Origin of the sequence: Plantactinospora sp. WMMB782 (assembly GCF_049179135.1) — a bacterium.
GTDB lineage: Bacteria > Actinomycetota > Actinomycetes > Mycobacteriales > Micromonosporaceae > Plantactinospora.
The window spans coordinates 341,749-362,793 of the sequence record NZ_JBMHMC010000007.1 but is presented as its reverse complement, the minus strand read 5'-3'; the positions used below and the strand labels follow the sequence as shown (position 1 = coordinate 362,793).

Annotated in this window: 20 protein-coding genes and 1 pseudogene; 8 read left to right on the top strand and 13 right to left on the bottom strand. The window is 72.9% G+C overall.

From position 1 onward, the window contains the following. Position 1: 1 nt before the first annotated feature. Positions 2-1,696, bottom strand: a complete 1,695-nt coding sequence (locus ACN28A_RS03495; protein ID WP_421392242.1) for a GAF domain-containing sensor histidine kinase — start codon at positions 1,694-1,696, stop codon at positions 2-4. Positions 1,697-1,710: 14 nt separating this feature from the next. Continuing rightward, positions 1,711-3,525 (bottom strand): AMP-dependent synthetase/ligase, encoded by a 1,815-nt coding sequence (locus ACN28A_RS03490; RefSeq protein WP_421392240.1) that lies wholly within the window; start codon positions 3,523-3,525, stop codon positions 1,711-1,713. A gap of 180 nt (positions 3,526-3,705) precedes the next feature. Between ACN28A_RS03490 and ACN28A_RS03485 the strand changes: the two genes are divergently transcribed. The 4 genes and pseudogenes from ACN28A_RS03485 (at position 3,706) to ACN28A_RS03470 (ending at position 7,027) form a co-directional block, all read left to right on the top strand. Further along, the gene (locus ACN28A_RS03485; RefSeq protein ID WP_421392239.1) at positions 3,706-4,161 is read left to right on the top strand and encodes an SRPBCC family protein; all 456 of its coding nucleotides are present in this window, start codon (positions 3,706-3,708) and stop codon (positions 4,159-4,161) included. Positions 4,162-4,664: 503 nt separating this feature from the next. After that, a pseudogene (locus ACN28A_RS03480) lies at positions 4,665-5,198 on the top strand (hypothetical protein); the annotation flags it as partial. A gap of 107 nt (positions 5,199-5,305) precedes the next feature. Continuing rightward, the gene (locus ACN28A_RS03475) at positions 5,306-6,253 is read left to right on the top strand and encodes an ROK family glucokinase (protein WP_421392238.1); all 948 of its coding nucleotides are present in this window, start codon (positions 5,306-5,308) and stop codon (positions 6,251-6,253) included. Between the two features lie 48 nt (positions 6,254-6,301). Next, positions 6,302-7,027, top strand: coding sequence for an endonuclease/exonuclease/phosphatase family protein (locus ACN28A_RS03470; protein WP_421392235.1), 726 nt, complete (start codon positions 6,302-6,304; stop codon positions 7,025-7,027). Positions 7,028-7,041: 14 nt separating this feature from the next. Here ACN28A_RS03470 and ACN28A_RS03465 read toward each other — a convergent pair whose 3' ends face one another. From ACN28A_RS03465 to ACN28A_RS03435, 7 genes are all read right to left on the bottom strand, one after another. Beyond that, on the bottom strand, positions 7,042-7,242 hold the full coding sequence (locus tag ACN28A_RS03465; protein ID WP_421392233.1) for a hypothetical protein: 201 nt from the start codon (positions 7,240-7,242) through the stop codon (positions 7,042-7,044). Between the two features lie 265 nt (positions 7,243-7,507). Next, a complete protein-coding gene (locus ACN28A_RS03460) occupies positions 7,508-8,170 on the bottom strand; it encodes a hypothetical protein (protein ID WP_421392231.1) in 663 nt (220 codons plus the stop codon). Next, positions 8,167-9,522: a hypothetical protein gene (locus tag ACN28A_RS03455; protein ID WP_421392229.1), complete on the bottom strand. Its 1,356-nt coding sequence runs from the start codon at positions 9,520-9,522 to the stop codon at positions 8,167-8,169. Before ACN28A_RS03455 ends, ACN28A_RS03460 begins: the two co-directional genes overlap by 4 nt. Then, positions 9,519-10,316: an ABC transporter ATP-binding protein gene (locus tag ACN28A_RS03450; protein ID WP_421392226.1), complete on the bottom strand. Its 798-nt coding sequence runs from the start codon at positions 10,314-10,316 to the stop codon at positions 9,519-9,521. Before ACN28A_RS03450 ends, ACN28A_RS03455 begins: the two co-directional genes overlap by 4 nt. A 105-nt stretch (positions 10,317-10,421) precedes the next feature. After that, positions 10,422-11,222, bottom strand: coding sequence for a zf-HC2 domain-containing protein (locus ACN28A_RS03445; protein WP_421392225.1), 801 nt, complete (start codon positions 11,220-11,222; stop codon positions 10,422-10,424). Then, positions 11,219-11,788 (bottom strand): RNA polymerase sigma factor, encoded by a 570-nt coding sequence (locus ACN28A_RS03440; protein ID WP_421392223.1) that lies wholly within the window; start codon positions 11,786-11,788, stop codon positions 11,219-11,221. Before ACN28A_RS03440 ends, ACN28A_RS03445 begins: the two co-directional genes overlap by 4 nt. A gap of 204 nt (positions 11,789-11,992) precedes the next feature. Then, complete coding sequence (locus ACN28A_RS03435; RefSeq protein WP_421392220.1) at positions 11,993-12,967, bottom strand: glycoside hydrolase family 6 protein; 975 nt, start codon at positions 12,965-12,967, stop codon at positions 11,993-11,995. Between the two features lie 543 nt (positions 12,968-13,510). Between ACN28A_RS03435 and ACN28A_RS03430 the strand changes: the two genes are divergently transcribed. Beyond that, positions 13,511-14,524: a LacI family DNA-binding transcriptional regulator gene (locus ACN28A_RS03430; protein ID WP_421392219.1), complete on the top strand. Its 1,014-nt coding sequence runs from the start codon at positions 13,511-13,513 to the stop codon at positions 14,522-14,524. A 14-nt stretch (positions 14,525-14,538) separates the two neighbouring features. On the opposite strand, the gene ACN28A_RS03425 is transcribed toward ACN28A_RS03430, so the two are convergent. Together ACN28A_RS03425 and ACN28A_RS03420 are read right to left on the bottom strand one after the other, a co-directional pair. Further along, entirely contained in the window at positions 14,539-15,000 is a 462-nt protein-coding gene (locus tag ACN28A_RS03425; RefSeq protein WP_421392216.1) for a hypothetical protein, read from the bottom strand. Between the two features lie 128 nt (positions 15,001-15,128). Further along, positions 15,129-15,824: a TetR/AcrR family transcriptional regulator gene (locus tag ACN28A_RS03420; RefSeq protein WP_421392215.1), complete on the bottom strand. Its 696-nt coding sequence runs from the start codon at positions 15,822-15,824 to the stop codon at positions 15,129-15,131. A 106-nt stretch (positions 15,825-15,930) separates the two neighbouring features. Here ACN28A_RS03420 and ACN28A_RS03415 point away from each other — a divergent pair, with 106 nt between their 5' ends. Continuing rightward, positions 15,931-16,875: a DMT family transporter gene (locus ACN28A_RS03415; protein ID WP_421392212.1), complete on the top strand. Its 945-nt coding sequence runs from the start codon at positions 15,931-15,933 to the stop codon at positions 16,873-16,875. On the opposite strand, the gene ACN28A_RS03410 is transcribed toward ACN28A_RS03415, so the two are convergent. Continuing rightward, positions 16,766-17,080: a DUF397 domain-containing protein gene (locus tag ACN28A_RS03410; RefSeq protein ID WP_421392210.1), complete on the bottom strand. Its 315-nt coding sequence runs from the start codon at positions 17,078-17,080 to the stop codon at positions 16,766-16,768. The genes ACN28A_RS03415 and ACN28A_RS03410 overlap by 110 nt on opposite strands. A 115-nt stretch (positions 17,081-17,195) precedes the next feature. Between ACN28A_RS03410 and ACN28A_RS03405 the strand changes: the two genes are divergently transcribed. Together ACN28A_RS03405 and ACN28A_RS03400 are read left to right on the top strand one after the other, a co-directional pair. Further along, a complete protein-coding gene (locus tag ACN28A_RS03405) occupies positions 17,196-18,596 on the top strand; it encodes a flavin-containing monooxygenase (RefSeq protein WP_421392208.1) in 1,401 nt (466 codons plus the stop codon). Continuing rightward, a complete protein-coding gene (locus tag ACN28A_RS03400) occupies positions 18,593-19,399 on the top strand; it encodes an alpha/beta hydrolase (RefSeq protein WP_421392205.1) in 807 nt (268 codons plus the stop codon). The genes ACN28A_RS03405 and ACN28A_RS03400 overlap by 4 nt, the downstream gene beginning before the upstream one ends. Positions 19,400-19,472: 73 nt before the next feature. Here the strand turns inward: ACN28A_RS03400 and ACN28A_RS03395 are convergent, their stop codons facing one another. Further along, the gene (locus tag ACN28A_RS03395) at positions 19,473-20,888 is read right to left on the bottom strand and encodes an alpha,alpha-trehalose-phosphate synthase (UDP-forming) (RefSeq protein ID WP_421392202.1); all 1,416 of its coding nucleotides are present in this window, start codon (positions 20,886-20,888) and stop codon (positions 19,473-19,475) included. Positions 20,889-21,045 lie beyond the last annotated feature (157 nt).

Below are 21,045 nucleotides of genomic sequence, written 5' to 3'. Positions count from 1 at the left end.
GTTACTCCCCTTCTGATGCGGTGACGCTATCGCGCACGTTATCGCGCCGGGACGAGGTTCCGAGCACCACGGCCACCGTCGTGCCGCTGGGGTGTCGCGGACTGATCTCTAGCCGGCCCCGGATACGTTCCGCCCTCTCCGCCATGATCGCAAGACCATACCTGCCATCGGGCCGCTGGTCAGCGATGCCCTGACCATCATCCGACACTTCAATCTGGGCGAATGGGGGGTCCACGGCACAGGTGACCCAGAGATTCGACGCTCCGGCGTGCTTGCGGGCGTTCGTGATCGCCTCCTGCGCGATGCGCAGCAACTCCGCCTCGGTCGCCGCCGGCAGCCGGGCGGTGGACTCGTCGAGGGTGTAGTGCACCCGCAGACCGGCGGAGGCGCCGACGGTGCGGGCGTACTCGGCGATGGCGGCGGCGAGCCCGCCGTGCCGGTCCACCTCGCTGCGCAGCTCGAACAGGCTCAGCCGCAGCTCGGTGATCACCCGGGTCACCTCACCGCGCAGCGTACGCAGCTCCTCGGCGGTGTCGGTGGCGTCCTCGGGAAGGGTGGCCAGGGCGTTGTCGATGCCGTAACCGACCATCACGAGTTCCTGGGCCACCCCGTCGTGGATCTCCCGGGCGAGTCGCTGCCGCTCCTCGTTGGTGGCCAGCGAACGTACCTCGTCGAAGAGCAGCGCCGCCTCCAGCCGGAGCGCCGCCGGTCGGGTCAGCGCGGTCACCTGGGCCACCACCGGCGGCGGGTAGGCGCCGGTGACGTCGGCCTCCAGGGTGACCAGGCCGACCGTGCGTACCCCGGCGACAAGCGGAACGACGAGTGCCGACACCTCGCCGCCCGGGTGCGAGCGGGCCTGTGACCGGTGTGCCGTCTGGGGTTGCTGACTCGCCCAGGCGTCGGCGATCGCCGAGTCGGCGTCCAGCGTCGTCTCCCAGTCGACCCGGTCCACCCCGGCCTGGGCGAGCACCACCAGCCGGCCGCCGCCGCTGGCGGAGAGCACCGCCGCCCGGTCCGCCCGGGTGACCCCGCGCAACTCCTCGATCAGGTGCTCGGAGATGCTGCCCGGGTCGAGGGTGGCGCCGGGAAGCTGCCGGGCCACACTGCGCAACTGGGTCAGCAGCCGGGTCGCCTCGGTGTACGGCTGCGGCCGGGGCTCGCCCCGGGCCTGCACCATCCGTTGCAGCGAACCCGCCGCGAAGAGCCCCAGCGCGGCCAGGATCACCCACTGGGCCGCGACGGTCAGATAGCCGACCTGGCTGATCTGCGGCCCGTCCTCACCGGCGGCGAAGAGGCCACTGAGCAGTAGTGTCGCGGCGGCCACCGCGATCAGTCCGATGCCCTCCCGGTGCCGCCGCTGCAACGCCGCCACGGTGAGCGGTACGGCCAGGTAGGGCAGGATCGCCGAGGCACCGACCCCGGGCATCGGGGTACCGATGTTCGCCGCCGCGGCGACCTGGCCGGCGGCCAGCCCCACCAGGACGACCTCGGCGAACCGGCCCAGCGGGGCCAGCACCCGGTGCCGGGGAGCCATTACCGCCGGAATGCCGGCCACGGCGAGCAGGGCCACCCAGCGCAGTTGCCCCGGCTCCCGGGTGGCGATCAGCGTGAGCACCGCGACGAGCGCGAGCATGACGACCCGCGCCGCCGCCGCGAGGGGATGCGGACGGGGGAGGCCGGAGGTCGAGGCGGGCACCTGACGGATGGTAGTCAGTCGCCGTAGATCTCGGCGATGTCCGCCGAGTACGTGTCCTGCACGACGCCGCGCTTGACCTTCATCGACGGGGTCAGCTCGCCGGTCGCCTCGGTGAAGTCCCGGGGCAGGATCCGGAACTGGCGGATCGACTCGGCCCGGGACACCGCCTGGTTGGCCTCGTCCACGGCGTTCTGGATCTCCCTGCGCAGGTCCGGGTCGTCCCGCAGCTTCTCGACCGGGGTGTCCGTCGGGCGGCCGTGCCCGCGCAGCCAGGCCGGCAGCGCCTCCTCGTCGATGGTGACCAGCGCGGCGACGAAGGGCCGCCGGTCGCCGACCACCATGCACTGGCTGACCAGCGGGTGCGCCCGGATCCGGTCCTCCAGTACGGCCGGGGCGACGTTCTTGCCGTTCGCCGTGACGATGATCTCCTTCTTCCGCCCGGTGATGCAGAGGTAGCCGTCGTTGTCGAGTTCGCCCAGGTCACCGCTGCGGAACCAGCCGTCCGGGGTGAGTACCTCGGCGGTCGCCTCCGGGTTGTTCCAGTAGCCCTGGAACACCACGTCGCCCTTGATCAGGATCTCGCCGTCGTCGGCGATCCGGACGGTCACCCCGGGCAGCGGCCGGCCGACCGTGCCGATCCGGATCGCGCCGGGCAGGTTCACCGCGACCGCCGGGGAGGTCTCGGTCAGGCCGTACCCCTCGTAGACCTGCACCCCGACGCCCCGGAAGAAGTGCCCGAGCCGGGCGCCGAGCGGAGCTCCGCCGGAGATCGCGTTCTGGCAGCGCCCGCCGAGCGCGGCCCGGAGCTTGCGGTAGACCAGCCGGTCGAAGACCCGGTGCCGCAGCCGCAGGCCCAGGCTCGGCCCGGACGGGGTGTCCAGGGCCTGGCTGTACGCGATCGCCACCTGCTCGGCCCGGCCGAAGATCTTGCCCTTGCCCTCCTGGGCCGCCTTCTGCGCCGCGCCGGTGTAGACCTTCTCGAAGACCCGGGGGACCGAGAGCACGAAGCTGGGCTTGAACTCCTTCAGCTCGTCGACCAGGTTCTTCACCTCGGCGCTGTGCGCCACGGTGGTCCGGGCCCGGACCGTGCCGATCTGGATCAGCCGGGCGAACGAGTGGGCCAGCGGCAGGAAGAGCAGCGTCGAGGCGCCCTCGTTGAAGAGGTTCGGCAGCACCGGGATGGCGTTGCAGATGTCCGCGAGCAGGTTCCGGTGGGTCAGTACGCAGCCTTTGGGCCGCCCGGTGGTGCCGCTGGTGTAGATGATGGTGGCGATGTCGGCCGCCCTGACCGCCTTGCGGCGTACCTCGATCTCGGCCGGGTCGACCCGCTCGCCGAGTGCCACCAGCTCGTCGAGACCGCCGAGTTCGAGCTGCCAGACCTGCTCCAGCTTCGGCAGTTGGTCCCGGAGCCCGGACAGCGCCATGGCGTGCCCGTTGGTCTCCAGCACGCAGCCGACCGCGCCGGAGTCGGAGAGGATCCAGGCGACCTGCTCCGGGCTGGAGGTCTCGTAGATCGGCACGGTCACCCCGCCGGCCGCCCAGATCGCGTAGTCGACGAGGGTCCACTCGTACCGGGTACGGCTCATCAGGCCCACCCGGTCGCCGGGGTTGATCCCGGCGGCGACGAACCCGCGGGCCAGCGCCACCACCTCGGCGCGGAACTGCCGGCAGGTCACGTCGGCCCAGCCGCCCTGCCGACCGGCGGCGTCCACCGTCCGCCGGACGAACTGCACGCTGTCCGGGGCCTCCTCGGCGTTGTCCCAGACCGGGTCGGTGAGGTTGGCCGCGTCCCCGACCGTGACCGCCGGGGGAACCGAGAACTCGCGCACCTGCACTCCCTCGTGCTCGTATCGACCTCGTGCTCGCGCCGACCGGGCCACCTCGGCCGGTCGGACTACCCGCAACCTACCTTCGACCGCCTCCGACCGCCCGGCCAGGTGGGTCGAGTGGGAACGAACGGGTCGAGGCGGTCGGCCGGACCCACCCGATCGCGGGGTAGCCTGCCGAGCATGGCGGATTCCTCCACCCAGTCGATCGTGATCGCCGCGCCGCCGGCTCGGGTGACGGCGGTCATCTGCGATTTTCCGCGTTACCCGGAGTGGGCCGACGCGGTCAAGCGGGTCGAGGTGACCGAGGAGTACGAGGACGGCTATCCGGCCCGGGTGCGGTTCGTACTCGACGCCTCGGTGATGACCGACGAGTACACGCTGGCGTACGAGTACGCCGAGGACGTCTCGCGGATCGAGTGGCACCTGGTGGAGCCCTCGCGGATGCAGAGGGTGCAGAACGGGTCGTACGACATCGAGGACAACGGGGACGGCACCTCGACGGTGACCTACACCCTGGAGGTCGAGCTGTCGGTCGGCATGCTGGGGATGTTCCGGCGCAAGGCCGAAAAAATGATCATGGATGCCGCGCTGACGCAGCTCAAGAGGCGGGTGGAGACTCTGAACAGGGCGGGTTGACGGCAGCGCGGACTGGCGCCGGCCCTGCTGTGCAGCCGACCGGGGGTGGGGAGCCGATCATGGAAGACAGAAGTTCGTCCGGAACGTCCGATCCGGGTTCCGCCCGCGAGGAGGCGGAGCGGCTGGTCGCCGCCGCGCTGGCAATGGCCCGGACCGCCGCCGCCGAGGCGCGGGGCCGGGCCGGGTCGTTCGGGTCGTTCGGGCAGATGATCTCGGACGTACTGGACCAGGCCGGCGTGCCGACGCGCCCTGACCGCCCTGGCCGAACCACCCCGGAATCAGCGACTCCAGAGGCGGCCACTCCAGGGCCGGCCACTCCAGGGCCGGCCACTCCAGGGCCGGACACCCCGGAACCCGTCGCTCCCGAGCCGGCCACTCCGGAACCCGTCGCTCCCGAACCGGTCACGCCGGAACCTCGCGACTCCGTCCCGCCACCGCCACCGTCGCCTGACGACGTGCCGCCGGGGGCCGGGCAGGGCGGGCGGCCGGAGGCCGGTACCGGCTCGTTCGGGGCCGGCTTTGCCACAGGTGATCCCGAATGCTGCGTCTGCCCGGTCTGTCGGTCGATCGCCGCGCTGCGGGACCCGAGCCCGGAACTGGCCGGACGACTCGCCACCGGTGCCGGGGACTTCGCCGCCGGGGTGGCGAGCCTGCTGCGCGCACTCTCCTCGATCACCGGACCGGCCGGTGCGGCGCAGGCGCCGGGCGGCGGGGCCGAGCCGGCCGGGGCGTCGCCGGGTGACACACCGGGCCGGTGGCGGGACACCGTGTGGCGCGAGGCGACCGGTACCAGGCATGATTCGTGGCCGACGGACACGCCCGGCGACGTCTGGGCGGCCGCCACCCGTGCCGAGGCCGGAACCCGGGAGACCGGGACGACCACCGGTCCGGACCGGGCGAACCCGGCCGGGGCGGAGCCGACCCGGTCCGCCGCGCCGCCGGCCACCGGTCGACCACCGGTGCCCGCGTCGCGGTCCCCGGAGGAACCGGCTGCCACCGGCTCCGGTGAGCAGGCCGCGCCCGGCGAGGACGGCTGACCACCGGAGGCGGGTCCGCCGGTGGACGCCGGGCGGAACGGCACGGTACGGCGGCAGTGGCGGGACGGTGACCGCGTGGGCGCGGTGTGGCAGAGGGGAGCGGCTCGGTGACGCTGACCATCGGAGTCGACGTCGGGGGTACCAAGGTGGCCGCCGGGGTGGTCGACGTCGACGGTGTGGTGCGGGCGCAGACACGCCGGGAAACTCCCGCCGAGGACGTGGCCGGGACCCGTGACGTGATCGTCGAGGTCGTCAAGGAGTTGACCGCCGAGTACGAGGTGACCGCCGTCGGCATCGGCGCCGCCGGCTGGATCGACGCCGCCCGCTCCACGGTGCTGTTCGCCCCGAACATCGCCTGGCGGGACGAGCCGCTGCGGGACTTCGTCGGCAACGCCGTCGGGCTGCCGGTGATCGTGGAGAACGACGCCAACGTGGCGGCCTGGGCGGAGTTCCGCTACGGAGCGGCCCGGGACGCCGACGACTCGATGGTGCTGTTCACCATCGGCACCGGGGTCGGCGGGGGCATCGTGCTCGGCGGGGAGTTGCTGCGCGGTGCGCACGGCATCGCCGCCGAACTCGGGCACATGCTCTCGGTGCCGGACGGCCACGTCTGCGGCTGCGGCCGGCTCGGCTGCATCGAGCAGTACGCCAGCGGCAACGCCCTGGTCCGGTTCGCCCGGGCCGGCGCGCGGCAGGAACCCACGCGGGCCACCATCCTGCTCGACCTGGCCGGCGGTGACGTCGAGGCGATCACCGGACCGATGGTGACCGCCGCCGCCCGCTCCGGTGACCCGGTCTCCGGCACGGCCTTCGCCCAGATCGGGAACTGGCTCGGCGTCGGGCTGGCCGACATGGCGCAGATCCTCGACCCGCAGCTACTGGTCGTCGGCGGCGGTGTGGTGGAGGCGGGTGAGCTGCTGATGGGTCCGACACGTCGGTCCTACCTGGACGCTCTCGCCGCGCGTGCCACAATTCCGGTGGCCGAGATCCGCCCCGCCGAGCTGGGCAACTCGGCCGGCATGGTCGGTGCCGCCGACCTGGCCCGCCGCCGCTAGCCGGGCACCGGCGGGGGCGGAGCGGAACCGACGAGCAAGGGGTACGGCGTGGGTCAGCAACAGTCCTCCGGCGGGCAGACGTCAGCGGTGCGCCTTCGGGTGCTCTCCTACAACGTGCACGGCCAGCGGGACGACACCGACGCGCTGGCCGGGGCGGTCCGGGCGCTGGCGCCCGACGTGGTGATCGTGCAGGAGGCGCCGCGCCGGTTCCGCTGGCGGCACAGGTGTGCCGCCCTGGCCGACCGGTTCGGGCTGGTGGTGGCGGCCGGCGGCCTGCCGGCGCTCGGCAACCTGCTGCTGACCAGCCTGCGGGTCCGGGTCTACCGCACCTGGTGCCAGCAGTTCCCGTTGACGCCGGGCCGGCACCTGCGGGGTGCGGTCTTCGCCGAGTGCGGGATCGGGGCGGCCCGCTTCGTGCTGGCCGGCTCGCACCTCTCCACCGACCCGGCCGAGCGCCCGCACCAGGCGGCCCTGCTCAAACAGGAGTTGACCGCCCTGCGGCTGCCGGTGGTGGTCGGGGCCGACCTGAACGAGAACTCGGGCGGCGGTGCCTGGCGTACGGTGGCCGACGGACTGACCGACGCGGCGGTGGCGGCTGGCGGCGAGGACCTGTGCACCTTCCCGTGCCGGGAGCCGCGCGACCGGATCGACGGGCTCTTCGTCGGCCCCGGGATCGAGGTGCTCGACTACGACGTGGTGGACACCGCGCAGACCCGGCGGGCCAGCGACCATTTCCCGATCCGCGCCGACCTGCTGTTGCCGGCCGCCGGCTGACCTTCCAGCCCCGGTCAGCGGCTGACGCCGTCCTCCGGACTCGTGTTCCGGGCGCGGATGGCCGCCTCCAACCGAAGACCGGTGCCGAGGAGCACCAGGAGCAGCGCCAGGATGAACGGCCGGTCGGTGCTGGTGCCGAGGGTGAGTACGGCGACGAGCAGTCCGACCGTGACGGCGGCGGTCCCGACGTTGCGTAACGTGATGGTGGGCAGCACGGCGCCGAGTGTGCCAGGGCGGGTCCTCGGCCGCCATCCGGCGGGTGCGACAGTGCGGGGCCGCACCGATCCCCGGCGCCAGGGCCGGGACCAGTGCGGCCCATCGGCATCCGCGTCTGTCACCGCAGGGGCGGGTCCGCGCCGCCGGGAGTAGCGTGGCCGCCGTCGCTAAGCTGCCCCACTGCTCGGGCATCCGGGACACCGGTAGGACCCTGACGACCCGGGGTCGGTTCGGCTGGCGCCGGCCCGACCCCCGGGGGCGTGCCTACTGGCCCATCGCCGTCTCGGCGGCGGAGGGCGGAGGGCCGACCCGCGCGGCGTACCCGAGGAGGCCGGCGAGGAGCAGCGCCCCGGCGGTGACGGCTGCCGTGCGGCTTTCCGGCGGCTGGACCATCCACAGCAGCGCCTGCCGCCAGGGTGGGCCGTCCGGCAGCGGCACGAAGCACTGCGCCGCGGCCCAGCTGAACGGCGCCTGCCACGACCACGAGGTGCCGGCGAGCGCCGTACCGAGGCCGAGCAGGCCGACCAGCCCGGCGCTGTTGCGCGCGATCTGCCCGGCCGGACCGAAGTCGGTGCCGGCGAGTCGGGCGGCGACCAGTACCCCGGCGACGACCGCCGCGGCCGTGAGCAGGTGCAGTGCGCGGCGTGGCGGCCAGCGCAGTGCGGCGGTCTTCTCCAGCGCGGCGTCGTCCCCGGCGAGGGTGGGGATGACCGGGGCGGCCGCCAGTGCGACCGTGAGCACGGCGAGGCTCTGGTGGACCCGGGGCTGGTCGGTGACGCCCACCCACGCGGCCGAGACGGCCGCGACCGCGCCGACCGACACGGCCACCGCGAGCGGTACCCGCCGGGACCGCAGGTACAGCGGGAGCCAGCCCCGGCCGAGCGGGAGCCAGCCTCGGCCGCCGGCAGCGGACGCCGAGACGGTCACGAGACGCCCTCGCTGCCGGTGAGCAGCGTCAGCAGGTCGGGTTCACACCGGTTCGCGGCCTCCCGCAGCGCGGTCACCCGGCGGAGCTGTTCGGTCTCGGGCACGGCACGCAGCTGCCGCACGGTGTCCCGGATCTCCTGCCGGAGTTCGTCCGGGTACTCCCAGCCGTCCTCCACGATCCGCAGGTCGTCGGTGCCGAGCAGCCACGCCCCGGCGGCGGCCTTGGCGACATCGTCGTCCTGGGCACACCCGTTCCAGCGGGTGCCGGCGCCGTAGACGATGCTCGCCGCCAGGTCCGGGTCCGTCCGGCTGGTGCCGACCAACTCCAGGACGAACAGCACCGTACCGGGGTCGCTCGTCGGCTGGCCCGTCCAGAACTGGTTGGTGCTGAACGTACCCGGGGTGTCCGGTCGGAACTCCGCCGCCCGGGTGGGTGCGTCCGGCAATTTCGCGAGTGCGGTGAGCGCGCGGCGGACGTCCGGGACGATCCCGGGCAGGGCGTAGGCGTGTACCGCTGTCACGCAGACCTCCGGGGCGTCGTCGGCGCAGACCACCCGCTGCGCCGACGGCTCCACCCGGTACCGGTTCGTCTGCCCGGAGGGCGTGACGAGGAGCAGGCCGGCCACGCCGGCGGCGAGCGCCGCGGTGCCCACTCCCCGGTACCACCACGACCTGGTCGCGACCAGCAGGAAGCCGCCCACCGCGAGTCCGGCGCCGAGCGCCAGGCGGCCGAGCAGGGCCCGCCAGGTCGCGTCCTCCCACGGAAACTCCGCAGGCTGCACCACGAGGTTCAGGTTCCGCCACGGACTCGGGTTCGCGGTCGGCAACGCCACCACGTCGACGCCGAGCTGCACGGCCAGCGCCGCCGCCGCGAGCATCGGCGGCAGCAGGGGCGACGCCCAGGCCCGGCCGGCGGCGACCCCGGCCCAGGCGGCGCCGACGAGCAGTGCCGTGTCGATCAGCACGGTCGGGATGCCGGCCGGGCCGAGGTAGCTGCCGGTCACCGCGACGAGCGTGCCGGCGAGCGCGAGGAAGAGCAGGTGCGCGGCCGCGACCCCGACAGCGGTGGCGGCCATCGTCGGGGTCACCCGCTGCCAGCGCGGGCGCCCGGTGCTGGCGATCAGCTCGGCGGCGCCGGTGCGCCGGTCGCGGCGTCCGATCAGCGCGCCTCCGGCCAGCGCCAGCGGTACGGCCAGGAAGAGCGTGGTGGTCTCGACGTAGGTGAACACCAGCCACTGCGCCCACCAGGCGCGGTACATCGCGGCGGCGCTGAGGGCGAAGACGCCGAAGAGCAGGATCGCCAGGCTCTTCGCGGTGGAGCGGAGCAGCTCCGCACGGACGACCCGGATCACGACGCGCTCCGGTGCTGCCGCAGCAGGTGCGAGTAGCCGCGTTCGGCAGGGCTGTCCCCGACGCCGCCGGCCGCGCCGAACCGGGCCAGGTCCGCGGGTACGCCCTGGAAGACCAGGGTGCCGTGGTCCAGCAGCAGGACGTCGGAGCAGGCGGCCACCACGTCCTCGACCAGATGGGTGGAGACCACGACGCAGCTCGTCGCGCCCAGTTCCCGGATCAGGTCACGGAACTCGACCCGCTGCTCCGGGTCCAGGCCGACGGTCGGCTCGTCGAGCAGCAGCAGCTCCGGTTCGTTGACGATCGCCTGCGCGATGCCGGCGCGGCGCAGCATGCCGCCGGACAGGGACTTGAGCCTGGAGTCGGCGCGGTCGGCCAGGTGTACCCGTTCGATGGCGCGCTGCGCCGCACCGGGTACCGCGGACGAGGGCATGTCGCGCAGCCAGGCCATGTACTCGACGTAGTCGCGCACCGTGAACCGGGGATAGAAGCCGAGCTGCTGGGGCAGGTACCCCAGTCGGCCGCGCACGTCGCGCAGTCCCCGGCCGGCGGCGGCGTCCTGGCCGAGCAGCCGCAGCGTGCCGCCGGTCGGCTTGACCACCGTGGCGAGGGCGCGCATCAGGGTCGTCTTGCCGGCGCCGTTCGGCCCGAGCAGCCCGTGCACGCCGGTGCCGAGGGCGAGGTCGAGCCCGTCGACGGCGAGGTGCCTGCCGGCCCTCACCCGCAGTTGCCCGGTCTCCACCTCCCAGGCGTGTGTGGTGGCTCGGACGTCATGTGGATCGATGGCGCGTACCATCTCGTCTCCTGGTTGCTCGGGGCAGGGGTCATCGGCCGGCGTCGTCCCACCCGGTACGGTCTTCCGGTTGTGCCGGGCGGGCGGTGCCGACAGGGGTGGTGCGGGTCAGCGCCAGCTGGCGAGGCGCCGGAAGTCGTCGGAGCGCAGTGCGGCGAGCACGGTGGCGACGGTGGCGGCCACCGCCCAGCCGGGCAGGCTCTCGGGCTGGACGAGGGCGGGTGCGCGTGCGGTTACCAGCGCTGGTGCGGCGACCGCAGCGACCCAGCCGAGGCCCAGGACCACGGCGGCGGGTGTGACGCCGATCCGGCCGCCGAGCAGCAGCGTCGCCGCGGTGAACGTCAGGCAGGGCAGCAGCCAGAGCGCGGGGGAGGTGCCCAGCAGCCAGCCCGCGACCGCGAGCGGCGGCAGCGCCAGGGAGAGGATCGCGGCGGTACGGCGGAGCAGCAGCTCCAGGCCCGCCCGCGCGGTGCCGGCGACCACCTCCCAGGCCGGGTCGGTGTGCCGCGACCAGGCGACCACGAGGCCGGTGAGCGGAGCCACCGGGGCGAGCAGCAGCACCGTCGACGGCCGGTGCGGGTACGCGGAGTCGAGCAGGAACGCGACGAGGACGGCGATGCTTGTCGTCGCGGCCCAGGCCGGTAGCGACCAGTCCGTCCAGCGCCACGTCCACCGCCGCCACCGGGAGCGGCGCGCCGGTCCCGGCCCGGTCCGCGCCCGATGCATGATGGTTTCCCGTGCGTTGTCGAGCAGTTCCCGTACCGGGGGAGCCGCGAACCCGGCGAGCCGCGCCCGGCACTCGGCGCAGCCCTCGAGGTGCACCTCCACCACCCAGGTCGCGGCGTCGTCCGCCCCGGGGCGACCGCGCGCGTACACCTCCAGTGCGGCGGCCGGAACGTGAGCGGTCATGACAGGGCCTCCCGTAGCGCGTTGCGGGCGCGCCGCGCCCGGCTCTTCACCGTGCCCTCGGGCAGTCCCAGCAGGGCCGACGTCTCCCGTACCGTCAGTCCGTCGACGACCATGGCGCTGAGCACCGCGCGGAGTTCCGGCGCGAGCCGGTCCACCGCCGCACCCAGCTCGTGCCCGATCGTCCGGTCCAGTGCCACGTCCTCGGCGGCCGGCGCGTTCGGCACCGGCAGCGACTCGGCGGGCAGTACGTCCGGCTGCCGGGCACGGCGTCGCAGGGCGTCCACCAGCCGGCGCGCCGCGATCGTCCAGATCCAGCCGGCCGCGCTGCCGCCCTGGGCGTCCGCGTCGCCGGAGGGGCGCAGCGCGGCGAACGACCCGGCCGCCCGCCAGACCGTCAGGTAGGTGTCCTGGAGCACCTCCGCGACGATCCCGTCGTCCGCGCAGCGTCGCCGCAGCCGGATGGCCAGCCAGGGCGAGGTGCGCCGGTACAACTCGTCGAATGCGTCCAGATCGGCCCGCGCGACGCGTCGCAGCAGGTGCTCCTCGTCCGGCTCGCTCGCTCTCACGTCCTGTCAATCGATCGTGCCGGGGTATCCGGATCTCCCGGCAGGGTGATCTGGGTCACTTCCGCCGGAACGTGGCCCGGACCCTCCGCCCGACCGTAGTTCCCCCATCCGCGAAGTGCCCCTCCCGCATGATCGCGGGAGGGGCACTTCCATCTGCCGGTACGCCCGGTGAGCCGGCTCGATCACCGTGGCGCGGCACGCATTTCAGTACCCGTAGACCATCTTGTAGGCCACCTCGGGCAGGAACTGCCCGGCGCTGGATCCGGATCCGACCCCGCAGTTGCCGTCGGACTCGCCGGGCGTCTTGAGCCACAGCAGCATCTCGGCGCCGCCGCCCATCTGGGTCGGCGTGCCGATCCTGCGGCCGCCCGGGTTGCACCACTGACCGTTGGCACCGTTGCCGTTGCGGCTGGTGTCGATCACGAAGGGCTTGGAGTACCCGTAGCTGCTACGCAGCGTGTTGGCGACGTTGTTGCCGTAGTTGGTGTTCTCGCCCGTGGTGAAGTAGTTGGAGACGTTCAGCGCGAAGCCGTGCGCGTTGCCGACACCTGCCGAGTTGAGGCGTTGCGCCATGGTCCGGGCGTCGACCCAGCCGGGGTTGCCGGCGTCGAGGTAGGCCCACGTGTTGGGCGCCCGGGTGCGGAACTGGTTGGCGGCGCGGCTGAGCATGCCGACCCGGTCGTTGATCTGCCCCTGGTTCATGCAGTTGAAGTCGCCGAGCGAGTCTGGTTCGAGGACGACCACGGCGGGCCGGTTGCCGATGGCGCCGGCGAAGGCCGAGATCCACGCGTCGTAGGCGGCGACGCTTCCGGCGCCACCGCCGGAGTGTCCGCCGCAGGCGTCCCTGCCGGGAAGGTTGTAGGCCACGAGCAGGGGGAGCTTGTCGACGGCGTCCGCGGCACCGACGTAGTTGCCGACCGCGGATCCGATGTCGCCACTCCAGTTGCCGAACCAGGAGGCCATCGGCTTCTGGGCGATCGCGGTCCTGATCGCGTTGGCGCGTCCGTCACCGGGGTTGGCGGCGACCCAGGACGCGGGGCTGGAGTTGGGGTTGACGTAGAAGCCGCTGGTCTGGCTGATCGGATCGGCGTGGGCGGCCGACGAGCCGAACAGGATCGTCGGGACCGCCACTGCCAGTGCGGCCGCAACCGCGAGCAGCGGACGGGCGGGTCGTCTCATCGCGAGTCTCCTAGAGCGTTGGGAGGTGTCGACATGAACCGGTGGTGGGTGTGCCGCCAACCGTCTGGTCACCGCGTCGCGGTCGGTGCCCTTTGCCGTCCCGCGTCGGGGCGCCCGTGAACGCCCTCGGGCGCCAGATCGGGCCAGACTGGAAGCGCTTCCAGTTGCAGTCTATCTATCGATGTCAATTTAATGTTGGGCATGTGACGAGTAAAAGTCAAGGTTGCCCCGTCGGCCCCGGCTCCGGTGCATCGCCCATGTCAGGCCGATACTGGAACCGCTTCCAGTGCCACGGCACCGCTCTCCACCGACGGGGCCGAATCCGTACGGCCGGCGACGGGCGCCCCGGACCAACACCCGTGCGCCCTGCGGCGCGCGACGTCACCGTGTCGACCTTGATCGCCGAAGGTCGATATCATCTACCGGCGACGCCAGCCCCGCCGGTAGCCGGGTCGGCGCCGACCGAGCCACGCCGGGTGCCCGTCGTCGGCCTGTCTCCGACGTTAGGCAACCGACGTTAGGCAGGAAGGACGCGGCGGCACGATGGAAACAGGGACGGGCCGGCGCCAGCCCACGCTCGACGAGGTGGCCGCACGTGCCGGTGTGTCACGCTCCGCCGCGTCCCGGGTCCTCAACAAGGCCCCGCATGTCAGCCGCGCCACCCGGGAAGCCGTCGAGAAGGCGATCAAGGAACTGGGTTACCTGCCCAACCGCACCGCTCGGGCCCTGGCCACCCGGCAGACCGGAATCGTCGCCCTCGCCATCTCCCACGACGACCCCGAACTCTTCGCCGATCCGTTCTTCGGCCAGGTCATCGTCGGGGTATCCGCGACGCTGGAGGAGACCGACCTGCACCTGTTGCTCTGCCTGGCCAGCTCCGGCCGGGGCCGGTCCCGGCTCACCAACCTGCTGAACACCCGGGGCGTGGACGGCATCATGCTGATGGCGCTGCGCGGGGACGACCCGCTGACCCGCATCGTGCGCCGCGCCGGCCTGCCGGCCGTCTACGGCGGTCGGCCGTTGCACTTCGAGCCGCAGTGGTACGTCGACTCCGACAACCTCGGCGGGGCGCGGCTCGCCACCGAGCATCTTCTCGGCCTCGGCCGGACCCGCATCGTCACCATCACCGGTGAACTGGGCACCGAGGCCGGCACAGCCCGCTACCGGGGCTACCGGGAAGCGATGATCATGGCGGGCCTGACTCCGTACGGCGTGGCGGAGGGTGACTTCACCGAGGCCAGCGGCGCCGCGGCGATGAAGACGCTGCTCGACGACCACCCGGATCTCGACGCCGTCTTCGCCGGCAGCGACAACATGGCGGCCGGCGCCCTGCGGGTGCTCAGCGATTCTGGCCGGTCCGTACCGGCGGACGTGGCGGTCGTGGGCTTCGACGACCTGGGGATAGCCGGACGCACCGATCCGCCGCTGACCACGGTCCACCAGTCGATCCAGGCGTTGGGCAAGGAGATGACCCGGGTGCTCCTCGAGGTGATCGCGGGACGGGAGACCGCCTCCCTCATCCTGCCCACCAGACTGGTGCTGCGCGACTCCGCGTGACCGGGCGACCCGGTCTACTCGGGAGCGAGCTGCTGGGTCAGCTGGTCCAGGCCCCTCCTGATCAGCTGCCCGTACTCGTCGTCGCCGAGCGCGTCGATTCCCGCCCGCGCGTGTCCGAGGTGTTCGCGGGCCCGGTCGAGGTCGCCGAGCTTGCGGTGGCAGTCGGCCAGGTTGAGATGCAGCGACGGGTACAGGCCGGCCACCCGCATCGGCACCCCGGCCTCCGCGAGCCGGGCGTCGCTGAGCAGGTCGACCGCCGCCAGCGCCCGTTGATCCCAGAGCAACTCCTCGGGTACGTCGTCCTGCACGTCGGCCATCGCGTGCGCGAGGACGCAGACGTGCAGCGGATCGCCCTGTTCCCCGCCGATCTCCTCCCAGATCTGCGCGAACAGGTCCCGAGCGGCCTCGCGCCGGCCCTGCTGGTGATGCGCCTGCACCCCCTCGTTGATCCGGGCCAGTGTTGCATCGACGATCATCGGCTGCTCCCGTGCGACTCGGCACAGCGAAGGTGGCATGGATCGTACGTACTCGGCACCCGTGCGGGCCGCCCCGTGTCGCCAGGTGTCCGAATCGCCGGTGGGGGCCGTCCCACCCTCCGCGGTGGTCAGCCGCGCGGGACCGCGGCCAGCAGCCGACGGGCGAGCAGGCTCAGGTTCCTGGCGACTCGCTCGCGGGAGAGGCCGAGTTCGTGGCGCTGGAAGTGGTACAGCTCCGGCGCCAGTGGACTGAGTGCGATGTCGACCAGGGCATCAGGGTCGGGCGTGTCGGCGTCCGCCAGGACCGCCCGGACATGGGCCCGCCAGAATCCGTAGGCGCCGGTGCTGAACCGGGCCGGTCCGGTCTCGGCGCCCAGGGCCAGTGGCAGATGTCGCTCGAGAAGGTCGAGCGCGGCCAGGTAGAAGGCGACCAGGCGCTCGTCGGCCGGGGCGCCCGGACCGAGTGGTGGTGGTCCCTGGATCAACTGGGCCTGCAGGCGGCGTTCGTGTTCGTCGAGCAGGGCGACGGCGATCGCCGCGGGGTCGGGGAAGCGCCGGTACAGGGTCGCCCGCCCGATCCCGGCGGCCTTGGCGATCTGGTCCATGGTCACCGTGCGCGGGTCCTGCTCCGCGAACAGCCGCTCCGCGACCTGCAGAATGCGGGCACGGTTGCGTACCGCGTCCGCGCGCTCCTTGGGTGCGGAGGAGCGGGCGGCGACGCGGGCTCCAGGTCGGCCGCCACGGGTCGCAGGTTCGGCGTTGTGTGTCTGCTGGCGTCGCGCGGCCGACGGCCGCTGGCCGGGGCGCTCGTCGCTGGTCGTCACGAGGTGACCCTACCCGGGAGCTAATTGAGATGACTGCCCATTTGTCGCGCTGCCGGTTATGCTAAGCGGACGACCTGTCCACTTCTCTTGCTGTGAAGGTTACCCCATGCACCCCGCGCTCCTCGCCGCCGCGCTGCTCGTCGGTTGTCTGCTGGCCGTCCAGGCATCGGCGAACATCCAGCTCAACGCCGCCGTCGGCACGCCGTACGGCGCCTCCACCCTTCAACTCGGCGTGGCCACCGCCCTGTTGGCCGTGCTGGCTTTCGCCCTCGGCGCCCTCGGTGCCCTCGGCCGGCTTCCGGACGTCCCGACCTGGTACCTGTTGGGCGGGCTGGCCAGCCCGCTCTACATCACCAGCGGCATCCTGCTCTTTCCCCGCCTGGGCGCCCTGGTCGCCGTGGGGCTGTTCGTCACCGGCCAGATGTTCGCCTCCCTCGCCCTGGACCTGTTCGGCCTGCTCGGCCTGGCGCGCCAGGACGCCACCCCCGCGCTCGTCCTGGGCGCGCTCGGCGTACTCACCGGGATCGTCGTGATCATCAAGGGGCAGCAGGCTGGCGCTGCCCCGGGCACCGACGCCGGCGGGAACGCCAGCGCGGGTCACCCCGGCTGGCTCGCCCTGGGCGTCTTCGCCGGAGCGGCGCTGCCGGTGCAGGGCGCCGTCAACGCCCGGCTGCGCAGCGAACTCGACGAACCGCTCGCGGCAGCCCTGACCAGCTTCATCGTGGCCACCCTCACCATCGCGGCCGTGCTGTTGGTGCTCCGCGCCACCCGGCGCACCCCCCGTCCCCAACTCGCCCCGCTGGGCCGAATGCCGTGGTGGGGTTGGCTGGGCGGTGCCTGCGCGGCCGCCTACGTCACCGGCACCTTCCTGCTCATCCCCGCCATCGGGGCGGCGGTGACCGTCGCGCTGACCGTCACCGGCCAGCAGTTGACCTCAGCCGTCATCGACCAGCGCGGCCTGTTCCGGCTGCGTCGCCGCGCCCTGACCACCCCCCGCCTGACCGGGCTGGCCCTGCTGCTGGGCGGCTCCCTGCTCGTCCAGCTCGGCTGACTCCTGTACGGTCCGGTTGCCACTGCCGAACTGGATTCCGCCGGTTTGCCACCTCGGCGACGAAGTCTCGCCAGGCAGCGGGGGCGAAGCCCGGCGCCCGGCCGGCCGGGTCCTTGCTGTCCCGGACCCGGCCGATACCCGGCAGGTTGTCCGCGACCTCGCGCTGTCGCCGGCAGAACTGCCGGACGAGGCGAGCGCGCGGCATCGGCTCCAGTGGTACTTGCCCGGAAGTGGCGCGCGTTGGGCTGGACAAGGACGACGGCAGCCGAGAGGATTCCCCCGCACGTCGGCACTCGTGCCGGACAAAAGGAGATTTCTCGGTGTCCACCTTCAGCGACCAGGAGAGCAACGACCCGGCCGCGACCCTCTGGCGGGACGGCCGACCGGTCTACGACCGGGGCGGCACCGTCTGCGTGATCGGCGCCGGGGCCAGCGGCCTCACCGCGATAAAGAACCTGAAGGAGTACGGCTTCGGCGTCGACTGCTACGAACGGGAGACCGGCGTCGGCGGGGCCTGGAACTGGCGGCACGACCGCAGCCCGGTCTACGCCAGCACCCACCTCATCACGTCCCGCCCGCTCACCGAATACCCCGACTTCCCGATGCCGGACACCTGGCCGGACTATCCACACCACAGCCAGCTGCTGTCCTATCTGGAGCACTACGCCGACCACTTCGACCTGCGGCCGCACATCTGGTTCGGCACCGAGGTCGTCCGGGTCGAGCCGGCCGAGGGCGACAGGTGGGACGTCACCACCCGCAGCACCGGCGGCTACGGTGCCGAGCGCACCTCCCGGTACGCGGCCGTGGTGGTGGCGAACGGGCACAACTGGTCGCCGAAGATGCCGGCGTACGAGGGGCTGGAGGAGTTCCGGGGCAAGGTGATCCACGCCTCGGCGTACAAGGACGCCACCCAGATCCGGGGCAAGCGGGTGCTGGTGGTCGGGGCCGGCAACACCGGCTGTGACATCGCCGTCGAGGCGGGACAGCAGGCGGTCAAGTGCTGGCACTCCACCCGGCGCGGCTACTGGTACGCCCCGAAGTACGCCTTCGGCCGCCCCGCCGACCAGGTCAACGACTCGCTGGCGCCGTACCGGCTGCCGCTGCGGCTGCGGCAGTGGCTGTTCCACCAGGTGTTGAAGCTGACCGTGGGCCACCTGACCCGGTTCGGGCTGCCCCGCCCCGACCACCGCGTCTTCGAGACCCACCCGATCGTCAACAGCCACCTCGTGCACCAGCTCGGGCACGGCTCGATCACGCCGGTGCCGGACGTCGCGCGGTTCCGCCGCAACAGCGTGACCCTTGTCGACGGGCGGGAGGTCGAGCCGGACCTGGTGGTCTTCGCCACCGGTTACCTGCCGCGCTTCGAGTTCCTGGCACCGGAGCTGCTCGGCACCGACGCGTCCGGCCGGCCCGCCCTCTACCTGAACGCCTTCCCCCGGCGGCATCCGACGCTGGCGGTGGCCGGCCTGCTCCAGCCGGACTCCGGCCTGCTGCCGCTGCTGCACTGGCAGTCGGTGCTGATCGCCCGCTGGCTGCGGCTGCGTGAGACCGCGCCGGAGCGGGCCCGCCCGTTCGCCGCCCGGATGGACGCCGAGGCCGGCAACCGGTGGCACCCCGCGAGGGTGAAGGAGAGCACCCGGCACTGGTTCGAGATCGGGCACGTCGACTACCTGCGTACGGTGCAGCGCACCCTGGACGAGCTGGAGGTGCCGGCGTGAAGACCCGGGTCGTACGGGTGCGGGACTGGACCCGCCCGGTGCCGGCGGTGTTCCGGGAGGTACGCGCCGCCACCCCCGAGGCGCCGGAGGGCAAACCGCCACTGCTGTTCGTGCCCGGGTTCGGGCACGGGGCGTGGGCGTTCGCCGAGAACTGGCTCGAACACGCCGCGACCCGGGGCTTTCCGGCGCACGCGGTGAGCCTGCGCGGGCACGGCGGCAGCGGGCGGGCGCCGAAGGCGACGCTGCGGGCGTACGCGCACGACGTGGTGCAGGTGGCGGCCGGCCTGGACCGGCAGGCGGTGCTGGTCGGGCACGGTGCCGGCGCGCTCGTGGTGGCACACGCGCTGGCCCGCTATCCGGCCCGGGCCGGCGTGCTCGTCGCGCCGGTCTTCGGCGGCTGGAGCACGTTCGGTGCCGCACTGCTGCGCAATCCGGCCGGTACGCTGCCGGCGGTCTTCGGCGGCCCGCTCCGGCTGAGCCACCGGCAGTTGTTCAGCCGGGAGCTGCCGGACGCGGCCGGCCGGGAGTACACCGCCCGGCTGGGTCGGGCCTCGGCGCGGGCGCAGTGGCAGTTGCTCCGGCAGCGGCCGGCCGAGCCGGCGGTGGGCCGGCCGCCGATGCTGGTGCTCGGCAGTCCCGACGACCGGGTGGTGCCGCCGTCGGCGCTGACCCGGGCGGCCGGCCGGTACGGCGTCGCCCCGCTGCTCTTCCCCGGCATGGGTCACGACATGATGCTGGACGCCCGCTGGCGCGAACCGATCGACGCCGTCCTCGACTGGCTCGACAAGGCTTCCACGGGCTGACCCGGGCAGCCGGTGATCAGGGAGCGTCCGGCGTGCCACAGCGGGCCGAACGCTCCCCGGTCACGGAAGACGGTCAACTGGTGGTGAGGCGGCGGGCGAGAGTGCCGGTCTGGTCCAGGGCGGTCAGGTAGGAGCGGGCCCAGGCCCGGATGTCGTTCACCCGCAACTGCTCGCGCATCGCGGTCATCCGGGCGGTCAGGTCGGCCGGGATGGCCTGGAGCGCGTGCATCAGGGTCAGCTTCAGTCCCTCCAGGTCGTGCGGGTTGACCAGGAACGCCTCCGGGAACTCGGCGGCCGCCCCGGCGAACTCGCTGAGCAGCAGCGCACCGCCGTTGTCGACCCGGGCCGCCACGTACTCCTTGGCGACCAGGTTCATCCCGTCCCGCAGCGGAGTCACCGCCATGATGTCGGCGGCCCGGTAGAGCGCGACGAGTTCCGCCCGGTCGAACGGCTGGGTGAGGTAGTGGATCGCCGGTTCGCCGACCCGGCCGAACTCGCCGTTGATCCGGCCGACCTCGCGCTCGACCCGGTCCCGGAGGATCTGGTACTGCTCGACCCGCTCCCGGCTCGGCACCGCGACCTGCACCATCACGGTGTCGCGGACCTTCACGTGCCCGGTGGCCAGCAGTTCGCTGTACGCCTTGAGCCGCTGCTCGATGCCCTTGGTGTAGTCCATCCGGTCCACGCTGAGCAGTACGTGCTGCGGGTCGCCGAGGTCCCGCCGGATCCTGGCGGCCCGGGCGACCACGTCGGGATGGTCGGCCAGCGCCTCCATCTCGGCCATGTCGATCGAGACCGGGAAGGCGCCGATCCGCACCACCCGGTCGTCGACGGCGATCCGCCGGTCGGTGGCGGTCAGCCCGAGCACCTTGGTGGCGAGCTGGGCGAAGTTGTGTGCCGCCTGCGGGCGCTGGAAGCCGACCAGGTCGGCGCCGAGCAGCCCGCGCAGCAGCTCGGCCCGGCGGGGGAGTTGCATGAACAGCTCCGGCGGCGGGAACGGCACGTGCATGAAGAAGCCGATCCGCAGGTCGGGTCGGGTCGCCCGGAGCAGGGCGGGCACGAGTTGCAGGTGGTAGTCCTGCACCCAGACCATGGCGCCCGGCTCGGCGGCCTCCGCCGCCGCCTCGGCGAACCGCTGGTTGACCCGCTGGTACGCCTCCCACCAGCGGCGGTGGTAGACCGGCTGCTCCACCGCGTCGTGGTAGAGCGGCCAGAGCGTCGCGTTCGCGAAGCCCTCGTAGTGGTCCCGTACGTCGTCGCCGGCCAGCGGCACGGTGTGCATGCGTACGCCGTCGATGTCGGCGAGCATCGGTGCGGGACCGGTGCCACCGGCCCAGCCCACCCAGGTCGCCGGGGTGTGTTGGAGTAGGGGGTGCAGTGCGCTGACCAGCCCACCGGGGCTGCGGCGCCATTCACAGGCGCCGTCCGGCGCCACGCTGTCGTCGACGGGCAGCCGGTTGGCCACCACCACGAGGGAACTCTGTCGCAATCGGGCACCTCGTTCCGGGCGAGGCGACCACCGCGAATAGGAGCGATCGGGGCAGTCGTGAGGGGAAGGTAACTTACAGCAGTATTCCTACTGAGGTGAAATTACGCGAGTGTTACGCCTTGGCTCCACGGGGTGATGAATCTCGCGATCTGGACAG

Excerpts from the sequence above, each read along its gene's own strand:
- ACN28A_RS03485 (WP_421392239.1), top strand. The coding sequence starts at position 3,706 with ATGGCGGATTCCTCCACCCAGTCGATCGTGATCGCCGCGCCGCCGGCT.
- ACN28A_RS03450 (WP_421392226.1), bottom strand. The coding sequence starts at position 10,316 with ATGGTACGCGCCATCGATCCACATGACGTCCGAGCCACCACACACGCC.
- ACN28A_RS03445 (WP_421392225.1), bottom strand. The coding sequence starts at position 11,222 with ATGACCGCTCACGTTCCGGCCGCCGCACTGGAGGTGTACGCGCGCGGT.
- ACN28A_RS03435 (WP_421392220.1), bottom strand. The coding sequence starts at position 12,967 with ATGAGACGACCCGCCCGTCCGCTGCTCGCGGTTGCGGCCGCACTGGCA.
- ACN28A_RS03430 (WP_421392219.1), top strand. The coding sequence starts at position 13,511 with ATGGAAACAGGGACGGGCCGGCGCCAGCCCACGCTCGACGAGGTGGCC.
- ACN28A_RS03425 (WP_421392216.1), bottom strand. The coding sequence starts at position 15,000 with ATGATCGTCGATGCAACACTGGCCCGGATCAACGAGGGGGTGCAGGCG.
- ACN28A_RS03415 (WP_421392212.1), top strand. The coding sequence starts at position 15,931 with ATGCACCCCGCGCTCCTCGCCGCCGCGCTGCTCGTCGGTTGTCTGCTG.
- ACN28A_RS03410 (WP_421392210.1), bottom strand. The coding sequence starts at position 17,080 with ATGCCGCGCGCTCGCCTCGTCCGGCAGTTCTGCCGGCGACAGCGCGAG.